17 protein-coding genes and 2 pseudogenes are annotated in these 25,343 nt (G+C 62.3%); 2 read left to right on the forward strand and 17 right to left on the reverse strand.

Annotated features, from left to right (window positions below; all coding sequences use genetic code 11):
- From GSI01S_RS04045 to GSI01S_RS04100, 12 genes and pseudogenes are all read right to left on the reverse strand, one after another.
- A pseudogene (locus tag GSI01S_RS04045) lies at positions 1–307 on the reverse strand (hypothetical protein); the annotation flags it as partial.
- A gap of 967 nt (positions 308–1,274) precedes the next feature.
- Positions 1,275–4,352, reverse strand: coding sequence for a type III restriction-modification system endonuclease (locus GSI01S_RS04055; protein WP_006895134.1), 3,078 nt, complete (start codon positions 4,350–4,352; stop codon positions 1,275–1,277).
- 4 nt (positions 4,353–4,356) lie between these two features.
- Positions 4,357–6,279, reverse strand: a complete 1,923-nt coding sequence (locus GSI01S_RS04060) for a site-specific DNA-methyltransferase (RefSeq protein ID WP_199502568.1) — start codon at positions 6,277–6,279, stop codon at positions 4,357–4,359.
- 32 nt (positions 6,280–6,311) lie between these two features.
- Positions 6,312–6,977 (reverse strand): DUF4391 domain-containing protein, encoded by a 666-nt coding sequence (locus tag GSI01S_RS04065; RefSeq protein ID WP_006895137.1) that lies wholly within the window; start codon positions 6,975–6,977, stop codon positions 6,312–6,314.
- Entirely contained in the window at positions 6,970–10,239 is a 3,270-nt protein-coding gene (locus GSI01S_RS04070) for a helicase-related protein (RefSeq protein WP_006895138.1), read from the reverse strand. The genes GSI01S_RS04065 and GSI01S_RS04070 overlap by 8 nt, the downstream gene beginning before the upstream one ends.
- Before the next feature lies 1 nt (position 10,240).
- Entirely contained in the window at positions 10,241–10,435 is a 195-nt protein-coding gene (locus tag GSI01S_RS04075) for a helix-turn-helix domain-containing protein (protein WP_006895139.1), read from the reverse strand.
- A 226-nt stretch (positions 10,436–10,661) separates the two neighbouring features.
- Positions 10,662–11,075 carry a hypothetical protein gene (locus GSI01S_RS04080; RefSeq protein ID WP_006895141.1) on the reverse strand — a complete coding sequence of 138 codons (414 nt, stop codon included), beginning with the start codon at positions 11,073–11,075 and terminating at the stop codon, positions 10,662–10,664.
- Positions 11,072–13,207 (reverse strand): hypothetical protein, encoded by a 2,136-nt coding sequence (locus GSI01S_RS04085; protein ID WP_006895142.1) that lies wholly within the window; start codon positions 13,205–13,207, stop codon positions 11,072–11,074. The genes GSI01S_RS04080 and GSI01S_RS04085 overlap by 4 nt, the downstream gene beginning before the upstream one ends.
- On the reverse strand, positions 13,204–15,018 hold the full coding sequence (locus tag GSI01S_RS04090; RefSeq protein WP_006895143.1) for a hypothetical protein: 1,815 nt from the start codon (positions 15,016–15,018) through the stop codon (positions 13,204–13,206). Before GSI01S_RS04090 ends, GSI01S_RS04085 begins: the two co-directional genes overlap by 4 nt.
- On the reverse strand, positions 15,015–15,881 hold the full coding sequence (locus GSI01S_RS19440; protein ID WP_157225305.1) for a site-specific integrase: 867 nt from the start codon (positions 15,879–15,881) through the stop codon (positions 15,015–15,017). The genes GSI01S_RS04090 and GSI01S_RS19440 overlap by 4 nt, the downstream gene beginning before the upstream one ends.
- Positions 15,882–15,926: 45 nt before the next feature.
- On the reverse strand, positions 15,927–16,478 hold the full coding sequence (locus tag GSI01S_RS19445) for a site-specific integrase (RefSeq protein WP_006895145.1): 552 nt from the start codon (positions 16,476–16,478) through the stop codon (positions 15,927–15,929).
- A gap of 71 nt (positions 16,479–16,549) precedes the next feature.
- Positions 16,550–19,645 (reverse strand): annotated as a pseudogene (locus GSI01S_RS04100) (restriction endonuclease); the annotation flags it as partial.
- A 150-nt stretch (positions 19,646–19,795) separates the two neighbouring features.
- Between GSI01S_RS04100 and GSI01S_RS20050 the strand changes: the two are divergent.
- A complete protein-coding gene (locus GSI01S_RS20050) occupies positions 19,796–20,281 on the forward strand; it encodes a hypothetical protein (protein WP_006895147.1) in 486 nt (161 codons plus the stop codon).
- 119 nt (positions 20,282–20,400) lie between these two features.
- Positions 20,401–20,523 (forward strand): hypothetical protein, encoded by a 123-nt coding sequence (locus GSI01S_RS20610; protein WP_267892721.1) that lies wholly within the window; start codon positions 20,401–20,403, stop codon positions 20,521–20,523.
- A gap of 153 nt (positions 20,524–20,676) precedes the next feature.
- Here the strand turns inward: GSI01S_RS20610 and GSI01S_RS04110 are convergent, their stop codons facing one another.
- From GSI01S_RS04110 to GSI01S_RS04120, 5 genes are all read right to left on the reverse strand, one after another.
- A complete protein-coding gene (locus GSI01S_RS04110) occupies positions 20,677–21,108 on the reverse strand; it encodes a hypothetical protein (RefSeq protein ID WP_006895150.1) in 432 nt (143 codons plus the stop codon).
- 17 nt (positions 21,109–21,125) lie between these two features.
- On the reverse strand, positions 21,126–21,665 hold the full coding sequence (locus tag GSI01S_RS04115; RefSeq protein ID WP_157225306.1) for a hypothetical protein: 540 nt from the start codon (positions 21,663–21,665) through the stop codon (positions 21,126–21,128).
- A 160-nt stretch (positions 21,666–21,825) separates the two neighbouring features.
- A complete protein-coding gene (locus GSI01S_RS20055; protein WP_324804787.1) occupies positions 21,826–22,734 on the reverse strand; it encodes a DUF6602 domain-containing protein in 909 nt (302 codons plus the stop codon).
- A gap of 548 nt (positions 22,735–23,282) precedes the next feature.
- Positions 23,283–24,023, reverse strand: coding sequence for a hypothetical protein (locus tag GSI01S_RS19740; protein ID WP_006895155.1), 741 nt, complete (start codon positions 24,021–24,023; stop codon positions 23,283–23,285).
- A gap of 474 nt (positions 24,024–24,497) precedes the next feature.
- Positions 24,498–25,232, reverse strand: a complete 735-nt coding sequence (locus GSI01S_RS04120) for a hypothetical protein (RefSeq protein ID WP_039866923.1) — start codon at positions 25,230–25,232, stop codon at positions 24,498–24,500.
- Between the last annotated feature and the right edge of the window lie 111 nt (positions 25,233–25,343).

Raw genomic sequence — 25,343 nt, forward strand, 5'->3', positions numbered from 1 at the left:
CCTTCTCGTTGAATGGCTTGAAGGCTTTCGCGCAGCGGGAGAAGAGAGTCCTCGCTTGCACCGACGTGAACCGTGCCTCACCCTGAACCAGCCCGCTTGCGACGAGCAGGTTGTGACCGTCTTCGTTCGGAACCGCGATCAACAGCGGGGACACTCGCGCAAGGGCCGCTTTCGCCAGCAACTCAAGCGCCAACGATGCCCACAGCGCTCGTTCGTCGAAGTCGCGCGGTTCGTCGTCGTCCAGCGCATGGTTGATGAACAACTTGGCCTTGATCCAGAGAGCATCAGGGTTCCACGGAGCTGTCATTCGCCTCTCCCAAATCTGAACGCGACCCGGCGCAGGACACGATCTTCGTCATCCGGTGACACCTGGGCACGAGCATGCAAGGTGATCCGGTTGTCGATCAGAAGCACCTCCCGATTTGAATCCCATGTGTGGGCATGGGCGTCATTCAGCACTTCCTCGAAGAAGGCCGCGAGTCGCCGTGCTCGTTGGTCGCAGGGCTTCATACATCCAGGGTCGTACCGGATTTGGCCGTGGCTCGCGGCGACTGCGTGGATCCTCCGGCGGCCGGACGACATCAGGAACACGCCGTGCCGCAGTGCGGACCAGGGAACTGCCCGACTGAGTCGCGCTGTGGTGTTGGCGGCTGTCCAGAGGCGGGTGGCAGTCCGGTTGGGTGTTTGGGCCTGGAGTGCCACGATCTCCGGGGGCAGAGGTAGATGCGCCCCGTCGGTGTGGAGTGGCTGAGCTCCCAGTCCGTACTGGACGCTGAGCGACCTGGGGTGCGCCTTGCGCGCTGGCACGGGGTACAGCTCGGACACGGGCTCGTCGCCGAGTCGGGCAGGAACCTCGTGCCAACCCAGCGAGCGCGCAACCTGCCTCAGTTCCTGCAGGTCTGCCCTCGCTGTGACCCATCCATTCACCGCGGCCTCGGCAGCCAACTCATTCAGCGCCAGGCTCATCCCCTTGCCCTGACTTTCGGGGGTATCGGAAGATGGTCGAGGGAGGTCAGTTCGACGTATGAGGTGGAGAGGACCCGTTTTCGTTCGTCTGTACTCCCATCGGTGGTCTTCCCGCCGAATGCACGATCGGCGATGGTGTCGAGGAGTCGTGGGCCTCGCGGAGCGCGTCCGGTATATCCGAATACTGGTAGTGCTGCTTCAACATCACGCCGTTCTACTCGGCCCTTGCGTCGATGGACAACCAGGCGTTGGTCAGCTTGCCATGCGGCCTCCTCACTTCGAGGAAATGAGAAGGCCGCTCATCTCGGCTACGTGGTCACGAGCTGCATCAACTCCGTGTAGTCCGTGACGACGTTGTATGTGATGTCCTGCCCGTTCTTCTTGTTGAGTGAGTTGAAGAACTCGCGGGCGCACTTGATCTTGGCCTCCTCGATCCCTTTGAGCTGGAGGGTTGAGAGGGATCCCTTGGTCTCGGCGACGAAGTACACGTGCTTGACGCTGCCTTCGGTAAAGGCGATCGCCCAGTCGGGGTTGTAGTCGCCCACCGGGGTGGGGATGAAGAATCCCCGTGGCAGCTTCGCATAGACCGCGACCTCACTGCTGGTATCGAGCTCGGTGACGAAGTCGCGTTCGATCTTGGAGTCCGTGATGACGTACTCGTAAACGTGCTTCTTCAGCTTTTCGCCGGCACGGGCGAAATCCTGCTTGGTCTGATTCTCGGTGAAGATCGCCGAGTCGAACCGGTCTTCCAAGGCGTCGTAGGTCAGGTGGTCGACGATCGCAGTGGCCTTCTGCTCGTTGATCAACCGGGCAGTCTCGGTGATGAACTGCTCCGGGTTGAGCCGGAACTTCGCGAACGTTGCTGGGGTGATCCCTCTGAGGATGGCTGCCACGGTGCGGCGGGTGAGCTTCGTCTTCTCTGTGATCTCACCGAGAAGGTCGTACTTCACCTGTGAGCCGGCTGTCGCGGTCTCGACTTCGGTGCGTGTGTCCGAGACCGTGAACCCGGTACCTTTGGCCAGGTCGTCGGCCTCGAGGGCGCCGCGTTGTGCACCTTCGTGGATGACGTACTGCATCGCGGCGACGTTGAGGTGCGTGTCGAGCGACTGGATGCACTTGCGTATCAGCTCATTCGAGTCGAACTCGACCTGATAGACGGCCTTGTGATTGATCCGGTTCCAGAGTGCCTGGAATTCTTTTCTGGCGAAGTTGGCCTCGTTGAGGGGAATCTTCTTCGGCTTGCGGTCGTCGGCCGGGACCGGGACGTCGAGGTAGAGCATGTCCACGAGTGGCCAAACGGAGTCGATGACAGGCTGGAGCGCCTTAGAGGTCGGCGGCGCGAGGGCGCCGGCAGCCTTGTCGTCCTTGTACTTGGTGGTGACGAGTCCGTCTTCGTCGACGTAGCCGTTCTGCACCAGATGGAAGTAGATCGTGGTGGCGAGCTTCTCCTCCACCACGGACTCACCCGACTGGGTCAGGATCGTCTTGCCGGTGAAGAACGACACGCTCGCCTTGCGGGGACGGACAGTAAGCGATTCGGCGATCTCCTTCTGAAGCCCGGTGACGAAGTCCGTGTAGGACTCGTCGGTGACGACGGTGAGTTCGTTGATGTCGTGCACGGTGACCGGGTTGTCCATTCGCTCGCCGTGCTGGTCGACCGCCAGGCGCAGTCCGCGGCCGATCTCCTGACGGCGCGAGATCGTGTTGTCGCTCTTCTTGAGCATCCCCATCACGAACACGTTGGGGTTGTCCCAGCCTTCACGCAGTGCGGAGTGGGAGAAGATGAACCGAACCGGCTCGTCGAACGACAGCAGGCGTTCCTTCTTCTTCAGAATCAGGTCGTAGGCGACGGTGTCGGTGGACTGACCCTTGTCGTCGCCCCGGCCGCTGACCTTGCCGTCGATCTGACGCTTGGTCTTCTTGTCGATGGAGAAGTAGCCCTCGTGCACCGCGCGGACGTCGTCACGCCGCAGATATACCTGGTGTGCGGCGGTAGATTCGTCGAGTGCGAGTTCGCCGAGTACCTCGTCGCGGATTGTCTCGTACTCTTCCTCGAACCAGCGTGCGTAGTCGCCGAGGGTGTCCTCGCGGTCGTAGTTGCGATACTTCGCGACTTCGTCGATGAAGAACAGCGAGAGCACCTTGATGCCCCGGCCGAACAGCTCGCGCTCTTTGTCGAAGTGCGCGCGGACAACCTCACGAATCTGGATGCGCCGCTTCGCTTCCTCGGTCACGTCCTGGGTGACCTGGCCGGCCATGACGATATCGCCGTTGCTCAGTTCGATGACGTCACGGTTCGCGTCGATGTCGGTGATGAACAGACCCTTGTAGGCCTCGATACCGTTGGAGAGGTCGTGCAGGTTGGCGCCGACATCGATGCGCTTGATCTGACGTGTGATCGGTCCCCCCTTGGTCTGCACCTCCAGCTCGACGCGCGCACGAGGCTTGGCTCCCTTGGCGATCTCGATCGCATCGAGATACAGGTACGCGGTCGAGCCGGCCAACCCCTTGACGGTGATTCCACGGACCGCGATCTTCTTGACCAACTTCTGGTTGTACGCGTCCACGGCATCGAGCCGATGCACTTTCGTGTGCTCGACCTTGTGAGTGGCCGAATAGCGCAGCATCATCAGCGCGTTGAACCGTGAGAGCGCCTCCAACGACTTTGCGGCACCGACCTTCTGCGGCTCGTCGATGATGACGATTGGACGGTTTGCGCTGATCACATCGATGGGCCGGCGGGACTGGAAGTCGTCGAGCACGTCGTAGATGCGGCGGTTGTCCTTGCCGGTGGCGTTGAACGCCTGGATGTTGATGATCATCACCTGCACGCCGGCATCGGAGCTGAATCGCTCGATCTCGTGCAGCTGCGCCGAGTTGTAGATGAACGAGCGCGGCTTTGTACCGTAGATCTGCTGGAAGTGGTCGGCGGTCACGTCGAACGACTTCTGCACGCCCTCGCGGATCGCAATCGACGGCACGACGATGATGTACTTCGACCAGCCGTACCGCTTGTGCAGCTCCATGATCGTCTTGATGTAGACGTAGGTCTTACCGGTACCGGTCTCCATCTCGACATCGAGATTCGGCACCCCCGGCGCGGCCTTGCTGTCCGCCACCTTGGCTGACAGCGGAAGGTTCCGGAATCGCTGCACCTTGTGCACGCTCTCCAGCAGCTGGGCGCCGCTGAGGGCGATCTCGGCGTTGCGGAGACCGGAATCCGGTGCCGAGTTCGCCTCGAACAGTGAGGGATTCGAGACCGGATTCGCCTTGCCGGGGTCGATTCGGTAGGAGATGCCGTCGTGCTTGGGCTGCCCGGCGAACACCTCGACCACCGAGTCGACGGCGTCGGTCTGGTACTGCTGGACCTTGAACTGAAGCTTCATCCGATCAGATTGCCTTCACGTCCGTGGCCGGCGAGACCTCACGGAACACTTGCTCCGCGTTGATCCGGGCGTCGTCCGAGGAGAAACCGGAATCCCGGAACACTGCCCGCAGAGGCTCACGCTTGGCGATGACGCGAACGGCCTCGGCGCTGACCTCCGAGTCGAAGCACGCGATCAGCGCACCGTCCTCGACCACGAAGACCTCGTGCCCGTCGATCTGCTCGATAGCGATTTCCATGGTGAGTTCGAGGCCCCAGTCGAGCATCACTTGGAACAGCAGGTCTTCGCCCGATCGTCCCTGCTTCACACTGCCTTCCAGTTCCGACAGCGACAGCTGATCGGTTTCATCTGGCGAACGCAGCACATCGGTCATGTTGGTCGTGTCTACCCTCAGCGCACGGAATCCGACGTCGTAACCATTAGCAGCCAGGCCGGCGTCCTCGATAGTCTTCTTTCCGGCGCGTCGAACACGTTCCCGGCTCAAGTCAGCAATCGTTCGGTAGCCAGCCTGGCCAGCTGGCGATGTTTCAGGTAACTCCTCATCGAGCTGAATCAAAATGAACTGGCGCTGTTTCCCGTCGGCAGCAGACGTCTCAAGTACTGCCTGCGCGGTCGTCCCGGAACCCGAGAAGAGATCAACAACCACTCCGCCATCTGGAGCGCCGAGGAGACAGATCTCTCGCATGAGGGCCACCGGCTTCGGGTAGCTCATGAAATCGCCTTCTAGTAGGGCCTTTGTCTCCTGCGTGCCGTTTTGATTATCGAAGCCCTTGGCGTCCCAGACGGTCTTGAACTTCCGTTGCCGCTCCGCCCCTTCACGAAAGAGCGCGTCCTTTACAAAGATGTCGAACTCGTTTCGTCGCTCGATCCACCTGGCAACCAAGAGGTGCGTCATCTTTGAGCATCGATCCTTGCCCCACGCCCATCGACCATCAGTTCCATCGGCCTTTCGTGGAAGAACCTGTGACCAACCCGTTTGCGGCTCAAGCGAGATCGTCTCACCGTCTGGCGAGACAAAGAATGGAAAGTACATCTCCGGTCGATCACTCCGCTTGGATGCGGTACCTCGCTGGCGAAGGCCAAGTAGTCGGTACGGTCCTAGCTCTGGATCGTTCATCTTGAACTCGCCACGTTGTTCGTCCTCAAGCGGACGACCCCCGACGACTGCCGCTGAGCGGTCGCGCGCGTATACCAACAACGTGTCGTGGACTCCAGCAAGGAAGGAATCCGACTGCCGGCCTCGGGGACTAGCTACAACGATTGCCTCGGCGACGAAGTTGCGCTCCCCGAAGATTTCATCACAGATCTTTCGCAGATTATGCGTCTCGTGGCTATCGATGCTCGCGACAAAGAGTCCATCGGGGCTCAGTAGGGCACGCGCCAACTTCAGACGCGGATACACCATGCTTAGCCAGTCGGAATGAAAACGGCCGTTGGATTCGAGGTTTGCCACGAGTCGAACACCCTCTGCATCGAGTTGGCTGGACCTGAGCAGGTACTCCGACGTCGACTCGGCGAAGTCGTCCGCGTAGACGAAGTCGTTGCCCGTGTTGTATGGCGGGTCGATATAGATCAGCTTGACCTTGCCCAGGTAGGACTCCTGGAGCAGCTTCAGTGCGTCGAGGTTGTCGCCCTCGATGAACAGGTTCTTGGTGGTGTCGAAGTCGACGGATTCCTCGCGGACGGGTCGGAGGGTCTTGGCGATGGGAGCATTGGCGACGAATGCGGCGGCGCGTTTGCCGGGCCAGTCGAGCTGGTAACGCTCCTGCTGCCCCTCGACGACGTGGTCGCTCAACTCCTGACGCAGCAGGTCGAAGTCGATTGCCCGCTTCGGGTTACCCGCGGCGTCGAGGGTCTCGGTGACGACTCCGGGGAACAGTGCGGCGAGCTTGTCGATGTTGCCGTCGGTCAGGTCGGGGGAGGTCATGCGCAGTTTCTCCACTGGTCAGTTCTGCCTCTTCATCTCAATGAGTCCAATGTTGCTTGCTTTGTCTTCAAGGTCCGCCGCAGCTCGATCTTGCGGTTGAGTTGCGGCTCTGTGCGGAGCTTGCGCTCCAGTGCCGCGATCTCGCGTTCGAGCTTGCGCACCGTCTCCAGTCTGGCTGCGACCTCTGACACGTTTTCACCCGGTCGCGCCGCCACCGGTGTCAGCGGGTCGAGTAGGGCGGTGTACAGCGCGGGCAAGGCGATCGCGGTGGGCAGCGGTTGCCGACGCGTATTGGCGGGCAGCCAGCCGGTCGAGTAGTAGGCGCTCAGTCGTGGCGCGCCGGAGCTGAGTTGCTTGTGCGCTGCCGCCATCCGAACAAGCTCGACATCGCCCTGGCTGCGGCTGATCTCGAAGACGATCGGGGACGGGATGGCCTTGTCGATCGCGTTCAACACCGGATCGGAGACGTCGGCGCCTTTTGCCTCGATTCGGAACACCTGGATCTCCGGGACGGCGTCAGTACCAGGCAGGTGGATGGTGGCCTCGGCGAGTTTGTACGCCCAGGTGATACGCCTCACCTCGGAGACGAATTTCTCTCGCACCGCGGTCTGGACGTTGCCGTGCTCGTAGACCTTCTCCTTCGACACCCGGGCACCGAACTCGGCTGTTGCCGGCCACCGATACAGCAGATCACTCATCGGCCGCTGCGGTGGGGTCGACGACGGCGATGAACGCGATGAGTTCGAAGTCGTCGAGGCCGGCGATGGTCTGGGTGAGGGCGGTGGTGCCACCGCCGGTGAACAGGCTGTCGATGTCGCGTTCCTCGGTGACCTCGATCATTGAGTGGATCGCGTCGGTGAGCAGTTCGGAGTACCGGCCCATGTTCACGCCCTCGCCGGTGGCCGCGTTGAAGATGCGGACGACGTCGGTGACGGGCTGGTCGTGGGGACGGCAGCCCGAACGGATGAGGTCGAGCAGGTGCTTGGCCTCGGTGTGGTCGGCGATCACCTCGCCGTCGTCGTCGAGGTAGACGAGGTAGTGCGGGTGAAGCCGGTTGCCGCGGTTGATGTTCTCGTCGGCGTTCACGTTCCGCAGCGCGAAGATCACACCGGGCTTGAGTCCCTTGGCAGTGTCCGCAGGGACGACCGCGTGCAGGCCCTTCGGTGCGGCTGCGACGTCACCGTACTCCTTGACGTAGCCGAGCAGGTCCATGCGGAAGTCGTTGAGCCCCAGGTCGGTGATCGAGACACCGGTGCGGACGTCTTCGAGTTCGATGACCTCGTCCTGCAGCCTGCGGAGCTGCTGCTTGCGGAACGCGGCGTCGGAGTCTTCGAGGGTGAGGACGTTGTCGTCGGCGGTGCCGGCGAGGTCGGCGATCACCATCCGGTTCTCCACCCGCTCCTTGAGGTTGATGTACTCGTCGAGGGAGATGTCGGGCCAGAAGTTCACCAGCTGAATCCGGGAGTTCGTCGAGCCGATCCGGTCGATGCGGCCGAACCGTTGGACGATCCGCACCGGGTTCCAGTGGATGTCGTAGTTGATCAGGTAGTCGCAGTCCTGCAGGTTCTGGCCCTCGCTGATCACGTCGGTGCCGATCAGCACGTCGAGATCGCGGGTCTCCTTCGGCATGATCAGGTGCCGTTGCTTCGAGCGTGGCGAGAACATCGACATGATCTGCTGGAAGTCGAATCCGGTGCCCAGGGTCGTCTTCGCGCCGTGGCCGCTTCCGGTGATCATGGCCGTTTCCAGGCCCGCGGCGGTGAGGGCCGGCGCAAGTTCGCGATAGAGGTAGTTCGCGGTGTCGGCGAACGCGGAGAACACCAGCACCTTACGGTTACCCGGGTTGATCGGCTGCGCGGCCTTGTCCTCGATGATCCGCGTGAGGGCCTGGAGTTTGAGGTCGCGGTCCGAGGTGACCTTGCGCATCTCGCCGAGGAGCGGGCCGAGGGTTTCGTGGTCGTTCCACAGGTCGCGTCGCCAGGAGTCGAGGTCGATGTCGTCGAGGTCGATCCTGATCTTGTCGCCGAAGGTGAGTGCCTCGACGTTCGCGTCGTCCTCGTCGTCCACGTCGAGGTCCAAGCCCGACACATCGGTGCCGAGGTCGACGGTGGCTCCGTTGTGGGAGTCGATCAGGCCGAGGGTGCGATCGACGGTGGCCTCGATCTTCGCCAGGGTCAGCCGGAACGCGTCGACCGAGCTCTCCAGACGTTTGAGGAGGTTGACGGTCATGAGCTTCTTGAGGCCCTGCTCGCGGCCCTGCTGACCGAGGTTGGATCGTGCGTTGCCCGCGGTGACGTTGTAGAGGTCCTCGTACTTGCCGATCCGGCTCGGGAACACGTACGCGAGCGGGGTGTAGACAGCCAGGGTGAGTGCCTGGAGCTGCTCGAAGATGTCGTTGAAGCCGGGCACGTCGGGGAGGTCGGTGAGCGGTTCACGGACCGATCGGGGAGGGAGCCGGTCGGGGAACGCGCCGATCTCGGTGGTGTCGTAGAACGCCTGAATGTGCTTGCGGGAGCGGGCGATCGTGACCGCGTCGAGCAGTTCGAAGAAGTCGAAGTCGAGCATCTGGAGGATGCGATCGGAGGTGCGATCGTCCGGGTCGAGCTTGGACCACTCGTTGAAGACGGTCTGCGCGTCCTTGAAGACCTTCTCCACCGTGCTCGACAGGTTCAGGTGCCGGGACAGAGTCTCCGACTCACCCTCGTACGCGAGCTGAAGCTGGTTCCTCAGGTCGTTGAAACGGTTGTTGACCGGCGTCGCCGACAGCATCAGCACCTTGGTCTTCACGCCCTCGCGGATGACCTTCCGCATCAGGCGCTGGTAGCGGGACTCCTTCTCCTCGGCGTAGTCGGCGTTGCGGAAGTTGTGGGACTCGTCGATGACGACCAGGTCGTAGTTGCCCCAGTTGATCCGATCGAGCCGCAGTCCCAGCGATTCCCCTCGGGTGCGGGACAGGTCGGTGTGGGCGAGCACGTCGTAGTTGAAGCGGTCGCCGGCGAAGATGTTGGTGGTCAGGTTCGCGTTGTAGTTCGTCCAGTTCTCCGCGAGCTTCTTCGGGCAGAGCACGAGTACCGACTTGTTGCGCAACTCGTAGTACTTGATCACCGCCAATGCGGTGAACGTCTTACCGAGGCCGACGCTGTCGGCAAGGATGCAGCCGTTGTAGGTCTCGAGCTTGTTGATGATCCCCGTCGCGGCGTCCCGCTGGAAGTTGTAGAGGCTCTGCCAGACGGTGGTGTCCTGGTAGCCGGTGCGGTCGTTCGGCAGGACGTCCTCGTTGATGTCGTCGAGGAACTCAGCGAACAGGGTGTGCAGGATCAGGAAGTAGATGCGGGCCGGGGAGTTCTCGGCGTACACACTCGCGATGTGGTCGTGGACCGCCTGCGTGACGTCGTCGAGCTGGTCCGGGTTGTTCCAGATCTGGTCGAAGATGGCGAGGAACTGCCGAGTCTCGGCGGCGCCCTCGGACTTGGTGACCATGTTCGAGACCGCCGGCCCCCGCTCGTAGCCGAGGTCGGTGGTCGTGAATCCCTGGATCGGGAAGTAGACGGCCGTCTCGTCAACCGCGGCGAGCGGCTGCATCGGGCTCCCGGTGGCGTTCGACCGGAACGTCACCTTCCTACGCACCCAATCGGCGCACTCCCTCGCAATCGCGCGTTGGGTCAGCTGGTTGCGCAGCCTGATCTCGAACTCGGAGCCGTACAGGCTCGACTCGGCGTGCCCGCCTGGGATGAAGAACTCGCGGCGCTCCTTGCGCAGCCTGTCGGTCACCTTCTCTGTCACGAAGGACGGGGAGGTAAAGATGAACTCCAGCTCGGAGACCTGCTCCAACTCTTTGCGTAGGGCCTCGAACGCGAAGATCGAAAAGGTCGACGCAGCGATGCGTAGCTTCGACCCCGCGGTGATCTCGGACTTGAGGTCGTCCCCGAGCCGGTCGTTGACATTGTCGATGATCCGCACGTCAGCCCTCCACCGTGTCGTGGTCTGCTGCGGCCCCGCCTCGGACCCAGTCGTCGACCTCGCTGGCCTGAAACTTCCACAGCCGGCCGATCTTGTGGGCGGGCATACCCTTCTCGGCGATCCAGGTGTAGACGGTGTCCTTGGTGACGCCGAGGTGGGCGGCGATGTCGTCAGCGGACAGCCAAGGCTCCGTCACTGTTGCCCCTCCGAATCGCCGACCGATCGTGTATCAGCCTCTCGGGACTTTACAGGTTTAGTCTGGGTTTAACCCGGTTAGGACGGTTTCATCCGAAAGGGGGCGGCTTCAGACGGGAGCGTCGCACAATTAGGTGGCGGCATTGGCCTGCCCTACCTGTTGGGTTTCGGTCCACAGACTGAGTGGGTTGGCGTGGCCAACGTGGCAACAATGGCGCGGCGTGTTCTCATCGTTGGCCTCCCCGGCCTGGTCCGATCGGTATGACTCGTCCGGAATGCTGACCTTCTCGGAGCTGATCGTTTTCCAGCGCCAACATCTGAATGATCCGCTCGAGTTGGTGGATGGTTTCCTGCAGGGCAGTGACGTCCGCGGTGAGTTCTTCGATGCGACGCTGGGCATCGTCGCGCTCGTCGCGAAGTGCCACCAGAGCGGGTGGGGTGTCGGTATTCGCGACCCGTGCCCGGAACTCCGCCTGCAGGTCGGTGTGGCGGTGCGTGAGAAGCCAGCGCTTGACGCGGGCCTCCTCGGCGAGCGCTTTGATGGTGAGTTTGCCGTCAGAGTAGAGCGGGTCTCCTGCGATGAGGCGATCCATCGCGTCGCGGATTGCCCGCCGTACGTCGTCGTCGGTGGTGGTCGTCATCGGTGTCCCTCGGGGTTCCGGTGGTGGTCGATGATCCGTTGAAGGTTGCCGATGCGTTGTTCCAGGCGCGCTTTCATCGGTAGCGGGATGACCGGACTCGCGATCTCCTCGCGGAGTCGATCGATGGCGGCTTCGGCGTTGGCGATGTTGTGGTCGGTGCGGGCGATGTTGCCGCAGTTCGGTTGGCAGTTGGTGATGTCCGGTGACGCGTCGATGCGCGCTGTTGTGGCCCGGTCGGGGTGGCACAGTGCCTTCGATTGGTCGTAGCAGCAGGTGACGAACTGCTCGCTGTTGTCGTAGATCCGCAGGCGGGGGTTCGCGTGCAGTGCTGCGGCTTGGCGGTTGGTCAGATACCGGCCCCCGAACTGCTGGTGGTAGAGGCGGACACCGTCCCGGTACCTCGGGGCGGCCGGCCCGGTGACCGTCTCACCGTCGTCCAGGCGTGTGTGGGCGGCTTCGAGGTACTCGGCGGCGGCGAGGGCTTCCTCCATGGGGAACACGTCTCGCAGTCCGCTGGCTACTCGGGAGCCGTAGCCATCGGTGGTGTGGCCTCGAAGGTGCCCGTACTGGATTCCCAGTGCGATACGTCCTCCCGGTCGGCGGTAGATGAACCAGGCGAGGGTGCGGCGGAATCGTTTGAGGACTACCGGGCCGTCGGGGTCGGCCGGGATGGACTCGTGTGCACGACCGAACTCGTCGGACTTGGCGTTGCACCAGGCGATCAGGTCCGCGGTGCGGTCGCGGATCATCCGCGGATGCACCGCCTTGTCTCGTTCGGCATGGCCGGTGAACGAGGTGTAAGCGCGGAGTGGGAACAGCAGTTGGCTGTCCGGGTACATCGCTTCCATCACCGAAACGGCCTTGGCGACGGGTGCAATCGCCTGCCAGGGCTGGTCACGTTGTGTCCCGGCCGGGATCGTGTTCCCGTTCTCGTCGAGTGCATCTTTGAACACTCGGCCGTAGATCAGATACCGGGTTTGCCCCGTGCTCTCGTCGGTGATCGTTCGGCAGCATCCGTGTTGCAGCGCCCGACACTCCTCGCCGCGCATACCGGTCAGGTAGGCCACTACGATGAAGGCCGCGGTCGCGAGCAGGTTGGAGAGCTCGTCGACCTCGTAGAAGTTGACTCCTCGTGTCCACGGCTGTGTGTCGATCCTCCCGGTGATCGCGACCGGAAGGACGGCTTCGTCCGTGGGGTCGAGGTCGGCGAGCAGCGACGACCCGCCGGACTCTGAAACTTGCGCGGCGGTCAGGCCGAGCTGCCAACCGATGAACTGCATGGCGATGCAGCGCCGCTGTGGGCGGTTGGCCGGATAGAACCCCGGCACCGTTCCGGACGTCGCCCGTTGCTGCCGTGCGTAGTCCTTGAACCGTTCCCAGGCAGACCTGCCCTCCAGGAGGGGTGGGGTCTGTGGCGTTGACTTCGCGTGTCGTGCCGCGAGGATGTCGTCGCTGAAGTCGACGCAGAACCGAATCGCCCAGACGAGCAGGGCCGACATCGTCTGCGGGTGGATCGGCGGTGTGCGGTTCTCCGCGGACCACTTCGGGTCACCGAGGACATCTGCTCGAACGAGCGTGTCCTCCCAGTGGGGTCGGATCAAGGTGTCGCTGTCGGGCAGGTATGGCCCGTACAGCCAGCATCGGGTGATCGCGAAGAGTCGATTGGCTTGGCTTTCCCGGCTGAGGCCACTGGCGGTGACCTCGGAACAGTACCGCCGATACAACTCGACGGTGACCTCGCTGAACTCGTGGACCGCTTGTGCCACAAGCCATTCCATCCACAACCGCATGAACCCCGCATAGACGACGATCGAGCCGACGGACAGCTGGGATCGTGTCGCGGTCGGTCTCTCCAGATCCTCGACCGGGGTGGGGACGTTCACGCAGAGCCAGACGAGCCGCTTCGCCGCCGGGCGGAAACACGGTGGGTAGGTGTCGAAGTTGACGGACTGGGTTCCTGTGACGGTGGGCTTGTGCAGCAGCGGCCCCAGGTCCCAGCGGCTGTCCCCGATCCGTGACAGCGGCTGTGTGTACGAGGGCGAGAGTCGAGTCTTGTCGAGGATGATCGGGTCGGAGTCGACCGTGGCCACCACAGTGGGTGGTGTCGAGACCGCGGCGGCGTACTGACTCATCCGTCGAGCTTCCTACTCAGAAGCCGGCTGACAACGTCGCGATCCTCGTCACCGGCGACACCACGCGCCTGAGCGATCTCGGCGGTCGTTGCATTGGTCGTGAGCACCGTGCGCAGCCGGGCGTAGTGCTCGGCGAAGTCCCGATCCCATCGGGACGAAGTCACCACGGTGGCGACGTCGTCGAGCGCGTCGAGCAGGATGACCAGCCGTGGCAGATGCCGAGGTGTGATCACGGCATTGGCGCACCCGAAACACGCGAAGAACGAAGCCGGACACGGTTGGCCGGCATCGTCGGCGAACGGGCTCTCGAAGAAGTCCACGCAGGCTGCAGTCGGCGTATCCAGGCGGCCGGCCAGCAACAACGTGAGCACCTGAACCGACACGCCCAGCTCTGCGGCCGCTGTGTCCGGGTCCTTCCTTGCCGACTCGACCCCACGGCTATCCATCGCGCGGACATGGACCGAGGCGTGCGCGTGCGCGACGGCCTCGTTCAGTCCTTCGACGATCGTCTCCGACGATGCCTGTGCAGTCTGTGGATCCGGTCGGCGGTAGATGTCCTCGCTGTCGGTCTCGGAGTTCTGCCGTGCGGTGTGGTTCAAGACCTGTTCGGTCAACCGGAGCCGCCGGAAGCTCCACTGCGGGCCGGCTTCGGTCTGCGCCTCCTGCCCGGCTCGGCCGGCACCGAGGCACGCAGTCGCCCATTCGATCCGAAAGGGTCCGTGCTGATGAAGGTCCTTGTGACGGTGGGCGACCAGCAGCTTGCTAGTGGGGCGACCGATCGTGTCCAGCGCGTCACGGCACGGCTGGGTCAGCGTGATGACTGCGCGTTCCCACAGCTTTCCGGCCTCGCCGGCGAGGACCTCGTCCGAGTGGCGTTTGGTGCCTCGCCGCGGCTTGTCCACCCCTACGGTGTGAACTGGCCCCTCAGCATCGGGATCCGATGCCCGGAACGAGTCGACGGTCAGGTTGTTCATCACCGACAGGTTGAAGCCTCGCTCGCATACGAGCAGGACCATCAGGCAGAGCACCTCGTCGATGCTCGGGAACAGCGCCTGCGCGGGGTTGGTGACACCGCGCAGGTCGAAGCAGCCCTTCTGGCCAACCGCCCAAGCCAGGTACTGCGACGGCATCGTCCCCGTGCGGGCGAGGTGGGACAGCAGGGAACCGACCGTCCACCGAGTGCCTTGGACCTGGAACACCTGGACGTCCGCAGGTTCGTCGCCGCCGAGATACCGCTGCAGGACCGCGGTGTTCGCCTCGATGCGGCGCAGGGCTTGGTTCACCCGCTGTTTCGCGGTGTTGCGGATCGCCGTGAACTCTTCACGGGTGTAGGCGTCGTTCGCCGGCAGCCGTTTGCGTGGCTTGACGGCCTTCGCGCGCATTGCTCGTCGGGTCGAGTGCGGCAGGGTCGTCGCCTCCGACAACAACGCCCGCATCATTGTGACCTGCCCGGGCCAGCGGGTGCTCTGGTCCTTCTCCGCCCGCCATGCCCACCACACTTCGGCGTCGAGGTCGGACAGAGAAGCGACATGCGGATGGCACTCGGTCAGGTAGCGGGCCAGGTGCTTGACTGCGCCAGCTGCCGCCTCTGCAGTCGTGATGGATTGCCAGCGGCCTCCCGGTGCGACACCGTTGGCGAACGCGCGAACAAGGTCGTCGAGGAGCGTTGGTGCTGCCGATACTTCACTAAAGTCGAAGACCTTGCCGCGGCCGTCGGGGTCGACGAAGTTCACCTGCCGCACGGAGTCGTCGACCAGGGTCGGCCGCACGTATTTGGTGGGCGGCAGTGCTGCCGACTTCGACGGGCTCATCGCGGCACCTCGCTGTCCTGGATCCGGGGAGAGAGTTGCGCGACTCGTGCGACGAGGTCACCAATCAGCGAATCGTCAGCCGGGTCGGAGTTGAGGAACAACTCGACCTGCAGTCCCGATACCGGCTCGAGGTAACAGTCCCGCGTCGTCGCCAGGTTCGCGTGCCCGAGCATCGTCTGCACGAGCACCCACGGATCGCCGAACAGATGCCGGAACTCGCGGCGTTCGTCCGCAGTGATTCCCATCCTCCTGTCATGGGCGTAGATGAGCGCGACCAGCATCCGCAGCGCGAACGAGTGTCGAAGCATGTGTGGGTGGCATCGGATATCAACGCCGAGCCCGTGACAGCGCGCGTTGGCAGTCGAGAACACCGCTTCCCAGGTGCGGTACGGCAGCGGAAGGCCGGCTTCGGACAGCCACAGCATCCACGGCTCGAGCCCGTTGTCGCCGTCGACGAAGAAGCCGAGCCGATCCTTCCAGTCGAGGTTGTCCAGCGGCACGCTGCCCGGCCGGCCGTCATCATCCCGGTAGTGGACGATCCGACGGTTGTCGACCCGGTCCACGACCTTCATCGAGGTGATCGCGGCGTAGCGGCCTTCACGCTGCGCCCTGTAGACCGCTTCGCGGCGGGTCGACTCCCGATAGTTGTCGATCATCTTCAGGGTGCGGCCCGAGATCCAGAAGTCACGGCCCCGCCCACCCTTGGCCACCGATTCCCCGACCCGGCCCCGGGCATATTGCAGTTCCGAGTCGAATAAGGGCAGCTCATTGAGTACCAGGAACCGCCCTCGCGGAGTCGTAATCCGCTGGACCACAAGGTTTCTGCCAGGGCAAGGTTCCGTCCGTCGTTGCGGCCGCGCCACCGTTCGTCACGCGTACCGTCCGCGAGGTATCCGCCGAGCCCGACATCACGCCACCGCATGTACGCACGGGGGGGTCAACCACTTCACTCGGGTGGAGCGCACGCTCTTCGGCAGCAGTTCCGGACGCAGACTCGGCGGCCCTGTCGGCCTCCGGTTGTCAATCATCGCCACCGGTGAGCGGCTCACCTTCCCTTGGTGCTGTTGCCAGCTGTAGAACTTCGAGATCGCAGCAAGCTCCCGGGAGAACTTGGCGGCACTCACCCGTCGAGGATTGCGGTCGTCGCGCCTGCGCCAGAACTCGAAGTCGACGAGGTCGTCCCGCGTGGCGTCTCGCCAATTCAACTCCTGGCCGGCGAGGAACGACAGAAACACCTTGAGATCCATGGCGTACGAGATCTGGGAGTCGGCGGCCAGGCGCTTGAACGTGTCGGGAGCGAAGAACAGTGAGACGTCGATGTCCGGTTGACCGGTCGCGGGAAGCAGGAAGGGCTGGTCGCGGCGGATTCCCACGGCGGCTTCGCGGGCATCGAGTGTGGAGGCGTACTCCGCCGCCACCGACGAGGTCAGCTGGCGGCGGCTAGGCCGCGCATAGGACATCCGCCACTCGTGCGCCCCCTCTGCGCTGCTCCACGGCAACATACGATGCCACAACACGCCGACATTTTACGGAAGGGCGGGTTGCCGACGATGACGTTGATAGGGACGGCGAGTTGTCGGGTGATGCGTTCGTTGTTCTGAGGGAAGATCACCTCGTCGAAAGTGTCGCCGTCTTCGGTGATTTGGAAGGTGTCGGCTAGGACGATGCCCTCGAAGGGCTGGTAGTCGTCGGCTTCGGTGATCGCGTGGTAGGTGGTTTCGATGTTGACTGCGGCGATGTAGTACGCCAGGAGCATGATCTCGTTGGCGTGCAGTTCGTTGGCGTACTTGCGGGCCAGGTCGGCGGGGGTGATGATTCCTGATTGCAGGAGTCGGGTCATGAAGGTGCCGGTGCCGGTGAAGGGGTCGAGGATGTGGACGCCTTCGTCGGTCAAGCCTCGTCCGAAGGCGTCGCGGGAGGCGTGGTCGGCAGCGCGCAGGATGAAGTCGACGATTTCGGTGGGGGTGTAGACGATGCCGAGGGCGTCGGCTTGTTTGGCGAAGCCGAGTTTGAAGAACTTCTCGTAGAGTTCGGCGATCACTTGCTGGCTGCCGGCGGCGGTGGTGACCTCGGAAGCGCGGGTGCGGACAGAGGCGTAGAAGCCTTCGAGTTTGGTGGTTTCGGCTTCCAGTCCTGCATCTTCGAGGGTTTCGATCATATTTTGCATGGTGAACGAAACGGGGTTGCTTTCGGCGAAAGCGTGTCCGGCGAACAAGGCGTCGAAGACCGGTTTAGTGATCAGGTGCTGGGCAAGCATGCTGACCGCGTCGTCGTCGGTAATGGAGTCGTTCAGGTTGTCGCGCAGGCCAGTGACGAACTGCTCGAACCCGATTGTGGTGGTGTTGTCGGCGTCGTCGACAATGGCGCGGATACGGCTGACGAGGGCAGAGGCGATGTCGGCGACGTCTTTGGCCCAGTCTTCCCAGTAGGTACGGGTGCCGACCTTATCGACAATCCGTGCATAGATTGCCTCCTGCCACTCCGACAGGGAGAACAGGGCCATCTGCTTGGCCAGCTCACGATCGGCCTGGGCGGGATCGGTGGCGTAGGGGTCGCCGGTGCTGTCGAGGCTTTCGGCCTCGCCGGTCTCGGGTTTGGGTGGGCTGACGGGGCCGACGTGGCCAGCGAACAGTGTGTCCGAGCCTTTCCCGGTTGTCTCGGCGGTGGTGTTGAGGTTGATGGAGTTGACGAAGGCGTTGAAGCGGTCGTCGTGGTCGCGTAGGGCGTTGAGGACCTGCCAGACGGTCTTGAACCGTTGGTTGTCGTTGAGGGCCTTCGACGGTTCGACACCTGCCGGGACTGCGACCGGGAGGATGATGTAGCCGTAGTCCTTGCCGTCGGCTTTGCGCATCACGCGGCCGACAGACTGGACGACGTCGACGACACTGTTGCGGGGATGTAGGAACAACACGGCATCGAGTGCGGGCACGTCGACGCCCTCGGACAGGCAGCGGGCGTTGGTCAGGATGCGGCACTCGTCCTCGGCGGCGGGCGCTTTGAGCCACGCCAGCTCGCGGCCGCGTTCGAGGGCATTGAATGTGCCGTCGACATGATGGACTTTGCACGCCAAGTCCAGGTTCGTCTCGTCGATACTGCGGCCGTCATCGCGTGCATCCTGCAACAGGGTGCGGTAGCCGTCGATGACGGCAGGGAACACGTCGGCGACCTGCTTGGAGGCTTTGATGTCCTTGGCGAAGGCCACCGCTCGTCGCATCGGCGCCTCGCCGGGTGCGAACCCGGTTCCGCACGGTGTGGTTCCGGCGCGCTTGGCGAGTCCGTTCCAGCAGCCGACGATTCGGGACGCATCGTCAAGACGCAGCTCGCCGAACCCTTCCGACATGCCCTGCTGAACGGTGTCGGCGATCATTTCCTGGTCGACAGTCAGCACGAGGACCTTGTAATCGGACAGCAGACCGCGCTCGACAGCGTGACCGAATGAGAGGCGGTGGAACTCGGGGCCGTAGACATCCTCGTTGTCCATCGAGGTGACCTCCGCGGACGCCTCGTCGGCTTTGGCTTTGACCTTGTCGTCATAGATGCGCGGTGTCGCTGTCATGTAGAGGCGACGCGACGCGTGCAGGTAGTCGCCGTCGTGGATGCGGACGAAGTTCGACTCACCAGCATCGAGCAAGGTCACGCCGGTGGTGCGGTGAGCCTCATCCGCGATCACGAGATCAAACGCATCCACGCCTAGCTTCTGCGACTCGGCCACCGTTGGCAGGGACTGGTAGGTGGTGAAAACGACTGTTAAGCCGGCCGCACGTTTGCGGTGGCCCATCTCGGCAGCGAGATGCGCGGGATCGGTTGTTACCGGGATCGCGACGTCGACGGTGGTGATGTCCTCGGCGGCGCGGGAAACCTTCTTGTCCGAGCACACGGCGAACGCACGCAGGTCGAGCTGCCTCTGTCCGGACCACTCGCGCAGTGTCTGCGACAGTAGTGAAATCGATGGCACCGCGAATAGGATCGTGGCCTTACCGCCATTCTCGGTGGCGGTGCGTTCGGCGATCTTCAACGCGGTGAACGTCTTTCCCGTTCCGCACGCCATGATCAATTTGCCTCGGTCATGGCCTGCGTCGAACCCACGGAACACCGCCTCGATCGCCTCACGCTGATGCTTGCGCGGCTCGTGCTTGACCGCCGGAGCCAGGCTGATCGACGGCGTCTCACCGGGCCAGGCGATATCCCACGCAATCGGAGACTCGGCGATTTCGGCCATCCCGATCCGCTGTACTGGGATCGTCTGTCCCTCCAGAGCCTCTTCGGCGTGCTTGCCCCACCGATCGGTTGTGGAGATGATGACTCGGTTGGTGAACGGCTGCTTGCCCGAGGCGGTGAAGAACGAGTCAATGTCCTCTTTACGCAGGGTGTGGGTCGGCTCGTAGAACTTGCATTGGATCGCCGTGTACTCGCCCGTGTCGCGTTCACGAGCCACGAGGTCAATCCCGGTGTCCGGCTTGCCGTTGCGGCCTGGCCAGTCCATCCACAGCCACACCGCGTCGTACTGCTGCGACAGCACCGGATCGAGCTCGAAGTACCGCACCATCAGCTCCTCGAACCGGGTTCCGCGTTCGGCGTTCGAGGGTGCCTGGCGGAACGCTTAGATGACTTCGTGGATCGACCCCATGGAACTATGACTCCTGCCGTAGGTAGCGGACGCGATCAGCGTATCGAGCCCGGGCGACGGCCAGTCACGCAACCGAGAACTGCAGGTGAACGACCACGTTGCTTCCGCTACCCGGCGAGTCTTTGGGGCGCACTTACCTATAATGAGGTAATGAGCGAGGACGATCATTACCTAGATGCTGCGATTCGCGAGATCCTCGTGCATGATCGGGATCTGCTCGACCGGCTTGGGAACGATGCGGACGTTGATCAGGAGAATCGACAACTTCTGGCAGAGCTTGCGGTCGCTCACAGGCGGTCGGAGCTGGACCTCACCCTGTCGCTCGACGAATCTGCCGACATCGCCGGGATGACATCGGTGGAGATCCAGAATCTCCTCGCAGAGGGCGCTCTCATCGCGTATTCGGTCGACGGTATCGATCGAATACCGCGCTGGCAGTTCACCGAGGGTGGCGTCCTACCCGGCGTGGGCATCATCGCTGCCGCAGTACCCGTCGATTGCCCGATCGAGTCGCTGGTCGCATTCCTAAACATCGAAAACGAAGACTGCGACGACCTGACCCCGCTTGCCTTCATCGAGTCCGGAGGCGATCCCGCTGCTGTTGCTGACCTCGTCAGGGAACTCGATCAACGATAGGGCCGCCGTCGACGCGTCGATAAGAGACTATTATCAGGAGTGACCCCACAAGAATGAACAGGGCCTGTCGGCAATGTTCTTGCGGCGGTCTCAGTATCGCGCTAATCGGGAGGAAAACCATGGATGACCAGCAGTTCAATCGTCTGCACCAGCTGCTGACGAAGATTTCGAATCAGCTCGACGACCTGATTGCGATCGAGAAGAAAAGCGAGGACGCGCTCGACACGATCAAGTGGAAGTAGCGAAAGCTGCTACACCGATTTCAGTAGGGGTAGTTACTCGCGCGCGTGGGGCTGAATCAGTTGGCTCTTACTGATTTTCGTACTACCCGCACATGCCGAGCCGTAACGACTGTGGCCTCTACCCAATCGGTAGAGGCCACAGTCATGTGCGCGTCAGAACGGCACGTACGTGTAGAACTGGACGGCGGACAGGCTCGCACGGTGTCCAGCGGCGACAACCATCACGCCGGGACCGGTGCGGTAGGTCCGGGTGACGGACTTGCCGCCGCGTGGGCCCGAAGTGACCGGGATGCGGATCTGATCGACGCCCATCATTCCCCAGCCGAACCAGGGCCGGACGGTGCATTGACGGGTGAAGCGACTCGGCGTGAGCTTGACAGTGACGGTGCCGGGCCGGCGAGCGTCGGTGTAGAGATTCACGCGAATGGTGCCGCTGCACTGGCCGGTCTTGACCCAGAAGCGATTGCCGCTGACTGCGATGGCCTGGGCGGGCGCGGTCCGGGCCTCTGCTGGGGCGGAAGGAGCCATCGTGACTCCGGCGATGGCAGCGATGCCGACGGCGAGCGTTGCAATGAGTTTTCTCATGTGAAGCCTTACTGTTTCTACTGTTTCGTCGCGGTGATCGGGAACTGATTACGGTTGCCGTCAACACCCGTCAGGGTGAGCGTGCTGCTGCTGGAGTCCCACTTGGCGGGGACCTCGAATGATGCTCCAGCGGCGCGGCTGCTGTCCCACTGCCAGGTCAACGAGGCGTCGCCCATCTTCTCGGGCACATTGCTGGCCATGCCGGTCCCGTCGGCGGAGATCTGGATGAATGCGTTGCCAACCATCCAGGTTCCGGACTGGGGGAGGTTGGGGTCCCCGGAGATCGTGAACGTTGAGTCCTTGTTCACAGTCAGATCGAACTCGACCAGAGGCTTCGGGTTCGACGTGGCAGAGCTCCTGGAAGAGAGCTGATACTTGACTTTCCAGGTGCCGACGGCGAACTCCTCGACCACTGCGTCGGCCGCGCTCTTATCGCTCCCGCACGCGGTCGCGAGCGCGGCGCCAGCAGCGAGCATGCCGAACTTCAGAACCTCGCGGCGGGTGAATCCAATGCCGCGTGCGCGGCGGGCGAGGTCGCGTGATTCGGAAATAGTCATCATTCCCCCTCTGTCGGTAGATGCAAGGCCAAGCGGATCAGCTCGACGAATACTTACAAATCCGACACATGACTTCTAGCACAGTCGACGCTGCTACAGGAGTAGGGGGCAACGTCGGTCTCACGACATCGAAGATTCCCTTGCGTTGTGGACGCGGTCATTAGAAGTAGACGACTTCCCATTCTGGCGATCGTGGCGTTCCGCGGTGGAGAGTGTCACGCGTTTCACGACTTAGTGCATCGTCTAACTCCCAGCGGTGTTTGACGACCAGCCGACTTGACCCGTCGGGTAAAAGCCCACGTAATCCGGCCGCGATCGGCCGAAGTGTTGGATCGAAGATTGCAAACCTCGAATTGAGGAAGGCCACGAGAACGCCCAGGGCAGAGGAATTGTCGGTACGGGATAGTCCGTCTTGTACATGCGGGGTGTCCGATATCGTGTTGCCTGGACTTTTGCGTATTGCCATTAAGACATGATCGAGGATTACGACGGCGAGTCGTGACCAGCAGGCGAGATCTGAGATACAGACGACGTCGATCCATTCTCTGGGGTTACGTGGTGGTCGATCTTCCAGAGCGCGTTCAACGTTGCCACGGGCGTCAGATCCTGGCGCGGTCCATTGGTGAGAATGAGCAAGTACTCCGAACAGGATTGGTGAAATGATATCGTCGCGGATTGTTGCATTCGGAGGTGGAAGGAGTCTTCGAAGTGCCGCTGCCTCGTCTTGTGCCTCGCGTATTCCCTGGGCGTTAAGGGTCATCTTCACGCTAAATGCTGCGACTATCCCTGACGCAAGGATGTGGGTCTGTTCCCGCAGTCTTTTTGGATAAGATGGATGAAAAATGACGAGGTCAGTTTCCTTCGACTGCTCCGTGTTTGCACTGGAATCAGTCACGATATACTTCCTTGTTCCCACTTCATATTGAGGTGGCAGCCATCCTTCTAGGACCTGTTTCCACCCAGTCTCTCCGATGTGGCCAGATTCCTGGTTCGACGAACCTCCTGATGACTTATAGCGTTCCCGTGCGGTCGTGTAGTCCTTGGCAAGCTTCTGTGTGAATTCGTCGATCCACTGTGACTAAAATGTTCTGGGAGGCAAATCGCTCATAAGGACAGTATGCGGCCTATTTGTTCTTCGTGCACTGAGATCGGATAGGTGCATGTGAAATCGAAAACGATCGACTCAAGGAGGTGTCAGAAGAGCAGGGTGCGGGCATTCGTTCCGGAGCGGCCATCGCGGACGCCGACGTAGACGGCGGTTCCGACTTGCTCGTGTCCGACTGAGCTCTCTGGCGGGCGTAGAGACTGCGCATGGAGACGCTCAGGGCTCGGTGACGATAGTGTCTTGCGATCCTGAGAAGGGCTGCGGCCTGCGTGTTATCTGAGTATTTCAACTCTTTTGGATTCTGGTGCACGCTCTGGTGGTTATGGCTTGGATAAAAGCGTGTCAATAAGGAGGTCGAGTTGAGCGGCGATGGCAGGCGGTGGTCCTTCGGCCTCTACTGCGGCGCACTCAGCTTGCGCAAGCGCGTTGATTCGATTGCCGATGCGCTGCGTGTGCCTAATTTTCTCGTCAATGTTCATGGTCTTGGTGGGGTGTCACGGGGGTCAATTTGATCAATCCTCATTAGGAAGTCCGGCGAGGGCTTTGGTTGAATCGTATTCGAATCCCATCTTGTTACACCAGGTATCTACAAATTTTGTAGCAGATTCGTGCGCCCAAGTCGCACATCCTGTCGCGAGGCATGCGTTCGGGTACCACGGTGAAATTCCTTCTGGAAATATTCGAGAATCCGGAAAAAGCCCTTTTAGTCGCTTTTCTAGCTTATGGTCTGTGTTGTCCATCTGCCATTCGGGTTTGAAGTGGACGAGAGAATTTCGAAGCGTGATTAGGTTATCGGCGTTCTGGTATGGTTGTGCACCTCGGTCGAAGGGATTTTTCGCGGCTGCAATGAGAGAAACCTGGAACTTTGCAAGGAGTGACGCTCGGTCCAGCTTTGCGGGGCCCTGCCAAAGCTCCTTGAATGCGCCAATTGCCGCTGGATCGATGCCCTTGCAGCGGCTGGATATCGCAGTTTCGGACGAACTGGCGAGATCATCGATCATTTCGTTAACGAAGGCTTCCATGAATGCTACTGAGAGTAGGACTGCATTAGTGGAAACGGCGTTCAATGCGATCGATGTCTTGCCTGTACCAGCACATTCTTCCTCGATCTTGGCACATTCTGATGCCGCACGCTTTGCTGACCAAAGATTAATTCCCGACCGGTAGTTTCGAACTCCGACGCTCACAGTGCTGCCGAATGCCACGACTGTAGGGCTTAAATCGAGCGACGTGCTCTCCTCTGAACTAGACACCGATCAACTGTGTCACAAGGGAATCGACCAGTCACCCGTTCCAGGGTTGGTGCACACCAGGCCCGCGTTTGAACGCGGTGCTGGTACATCCGTCCGTACCCAGGTGTCGGGTTGGGCCGCATTCTGCCTGTCCCGGCGTTTCGTTCCGTTGGTCGCGACCGCACCGTGGTGGAGCGCATTGTCGCCGTCAGTTCTGGTGGCAAGCGACCCAGCGCAGCGGTCGCGCGGCAGCGCATCAGGAGCGAGTATGTGCGATCGTGCGTCGTAGTCACGAGGCAGTCACAAGTCCGTGTCCGCTCCAGTCCGTTCCAGTCCGCTTCGTAGGAGGTCAGATAGCGTGCAGTCCGCTCCAGTCCGTTCGAGTCCGCCTGCATCGCCAGACTCATAATCAGCTGGTCGCGGGTTCGAGCCCCGCTCGCCCCACTGAAACATCCCTGCGTCCGTCAACATCCCTGCTCCCGCCGACCGCCCCGCTCAGGCCCGGGTCACCCCGATCGACGGCAGGAAGAAGTACGAGGTCCGGCCGCGTCGCACGGTGCCGTAGACGGCGCACACCACGACGCCCTGGCCGGTGTCGACCAGACCTCCGCGAACGCCGTTCGACGGGATCACGCGCAGCGCTCGTTTGAGGCGAGAGACCGTGCCGGCGTACATCACCGGCGGAATCGGTGCGGACTTCACACGCTTGGAGACCGCGTCGATCACCGTGTCCGTGAGTCCGCCGAGAGGCGCGCCGAGCCCACCGCGCAGCGTGGTGACGTTGAACCAAGCGACGTGGACGCCGGACTTGTCGCCGAAGTCGGCGAACACGCCCACGGGCAGGAAACCGTAGAGGATCTCGCCGCCGCGCACCGCGTTCACGCTGACGTTCGCAATGGTGAGGTTGCCGATTCCCGGGGTGTACGGACCGGCGACGGCGCCGCCGACCGCGACCGGAAAGGTGAGGTCGGTGCTGAGTCCGACGGTCGGCGTGAACGTGGTGATGCCGAGTTGGCGCAGCAGCCGGTTGGCGGCTTCCACACCGTCCACCGGAACCGGGGCGGACTGTGCCTGAATCGGGCTGGTGAAGGTGCGCGCGGTCGCCAGCGCTCGGGCTCCCGGCACTGCGAGGGCGTCGGTGGCGGAGGCCGCGGCCCGGCCGACCAGTGCGGTCGACTGCTGTGCGATGCCCGTGACGCTCCGTCTCCCACGGTCTGCTAACGAAGTCACACGTGAACGGTACAACGCTCATTGGCACAATCGGCGGATCGAGCGTCGAATGCAGCGCCGGTCACAGGGGATCGAGTCGGCCATGCGTTCCGGGCGTGGCACGGTAGTGGC

Origin of the sequence: Gordonia sihwensis NBRC 108236, from assembly GCF_000333035.1 — a bacterium.
Classification (GTDB): domain Bacteria; phylum Actinomycetota; class Actinomycetes; order Mycobacteriales; family Mycobacteriaceae; genus Gordonia; species Gordonia sihwensis.

What these genes read in the sequence shown, in the direction of transcription:
- GSI01S_RS20610 (WP_267892721.1), top strand. Translation starts at nt 20,401, where the DNA reads ATGGATGACCAGCAGTTCAATCGTCTGCACCAGCTGCTGACGAAGATT.
- GSI01S_RS04085 (WP_006895142.1), bottom strand. Translation starts at nt 13,207, where the DNA reads ATGAGTCAGTACGCCGCCGCGGTCTCGACACCACCCACTGTGGTGGCC.
- GSI01S_RS04090 (WP_006895143.1), bottom strand. Translation starts at nt 15,018, where the DNA reads ATGAGCCCGTCGAAGTCGGCAGCACTGCCGCCCACCAAATACGTGCGG.
- GSI01S_RS04065 (WP_006895137.1), bottom strand. Translation starts at nt 6,977, where the DNA reads ATGAGTGATCTGCTGTATCGGTGGCCGGCAACAGCCGAGTTCGGTGCC.
- GSI01S_RS04115 (WP_157225306.1), bottom strand. Translation starts at nt 21,665, where the DNA reads ATGACTATTTCCGAATCACGCGACCTCGCCCGCCGCGCACGCGGCATT.
- GSI01S_RS04060 (WP_199502568.1), bottom strand. Translation starts at nt 6,279, where the DNA reads ATGACCTCCCCCGACCTGACCGACGGCAACATCGACAAGCTCGCCGCA.
- GSI01S_RS19445 (WP_006895145.1), bottom strand. Translation starts at nt 16,478, where the DNA reads ATGTCCTATGCGCGGCCTAGCCGCCGCCAGCTGACCTCGTCGGTGGCG.
- GSI01S_RS20050 (WP_006895147.1), top strand. Translation starts at nt 19,796, where the DNA reads ATGAGCGAGGACGATCATTACCTAGATGCTGCGATTCGCGAGATCCTC.
- GSI01S_RS04055 (WP_006895134.1), bottom strand. Translation starts at nt 4,352, where the DNA reads ATGAAGCTTCAGTTCAAGGTCCAGCAGTACCAGACCGACGCCGTCGAC.
- GSI01S_RS04080 (WP_006895141.1), bottom strand. Translation starts at nt 11,075, where the DNA reads ATGACGACCACCACCGACGACGACGTACGGCGGGCAATCCGCGACGCG.
- GSI01S_RS04110 (WP_006895150.1), bottom strand. Translation starts at nt 21,108, where the DNA reads ATGAGAAAACTCATTGCAACGCTCGCCGTCGGCATCGCTGCCATCGCC.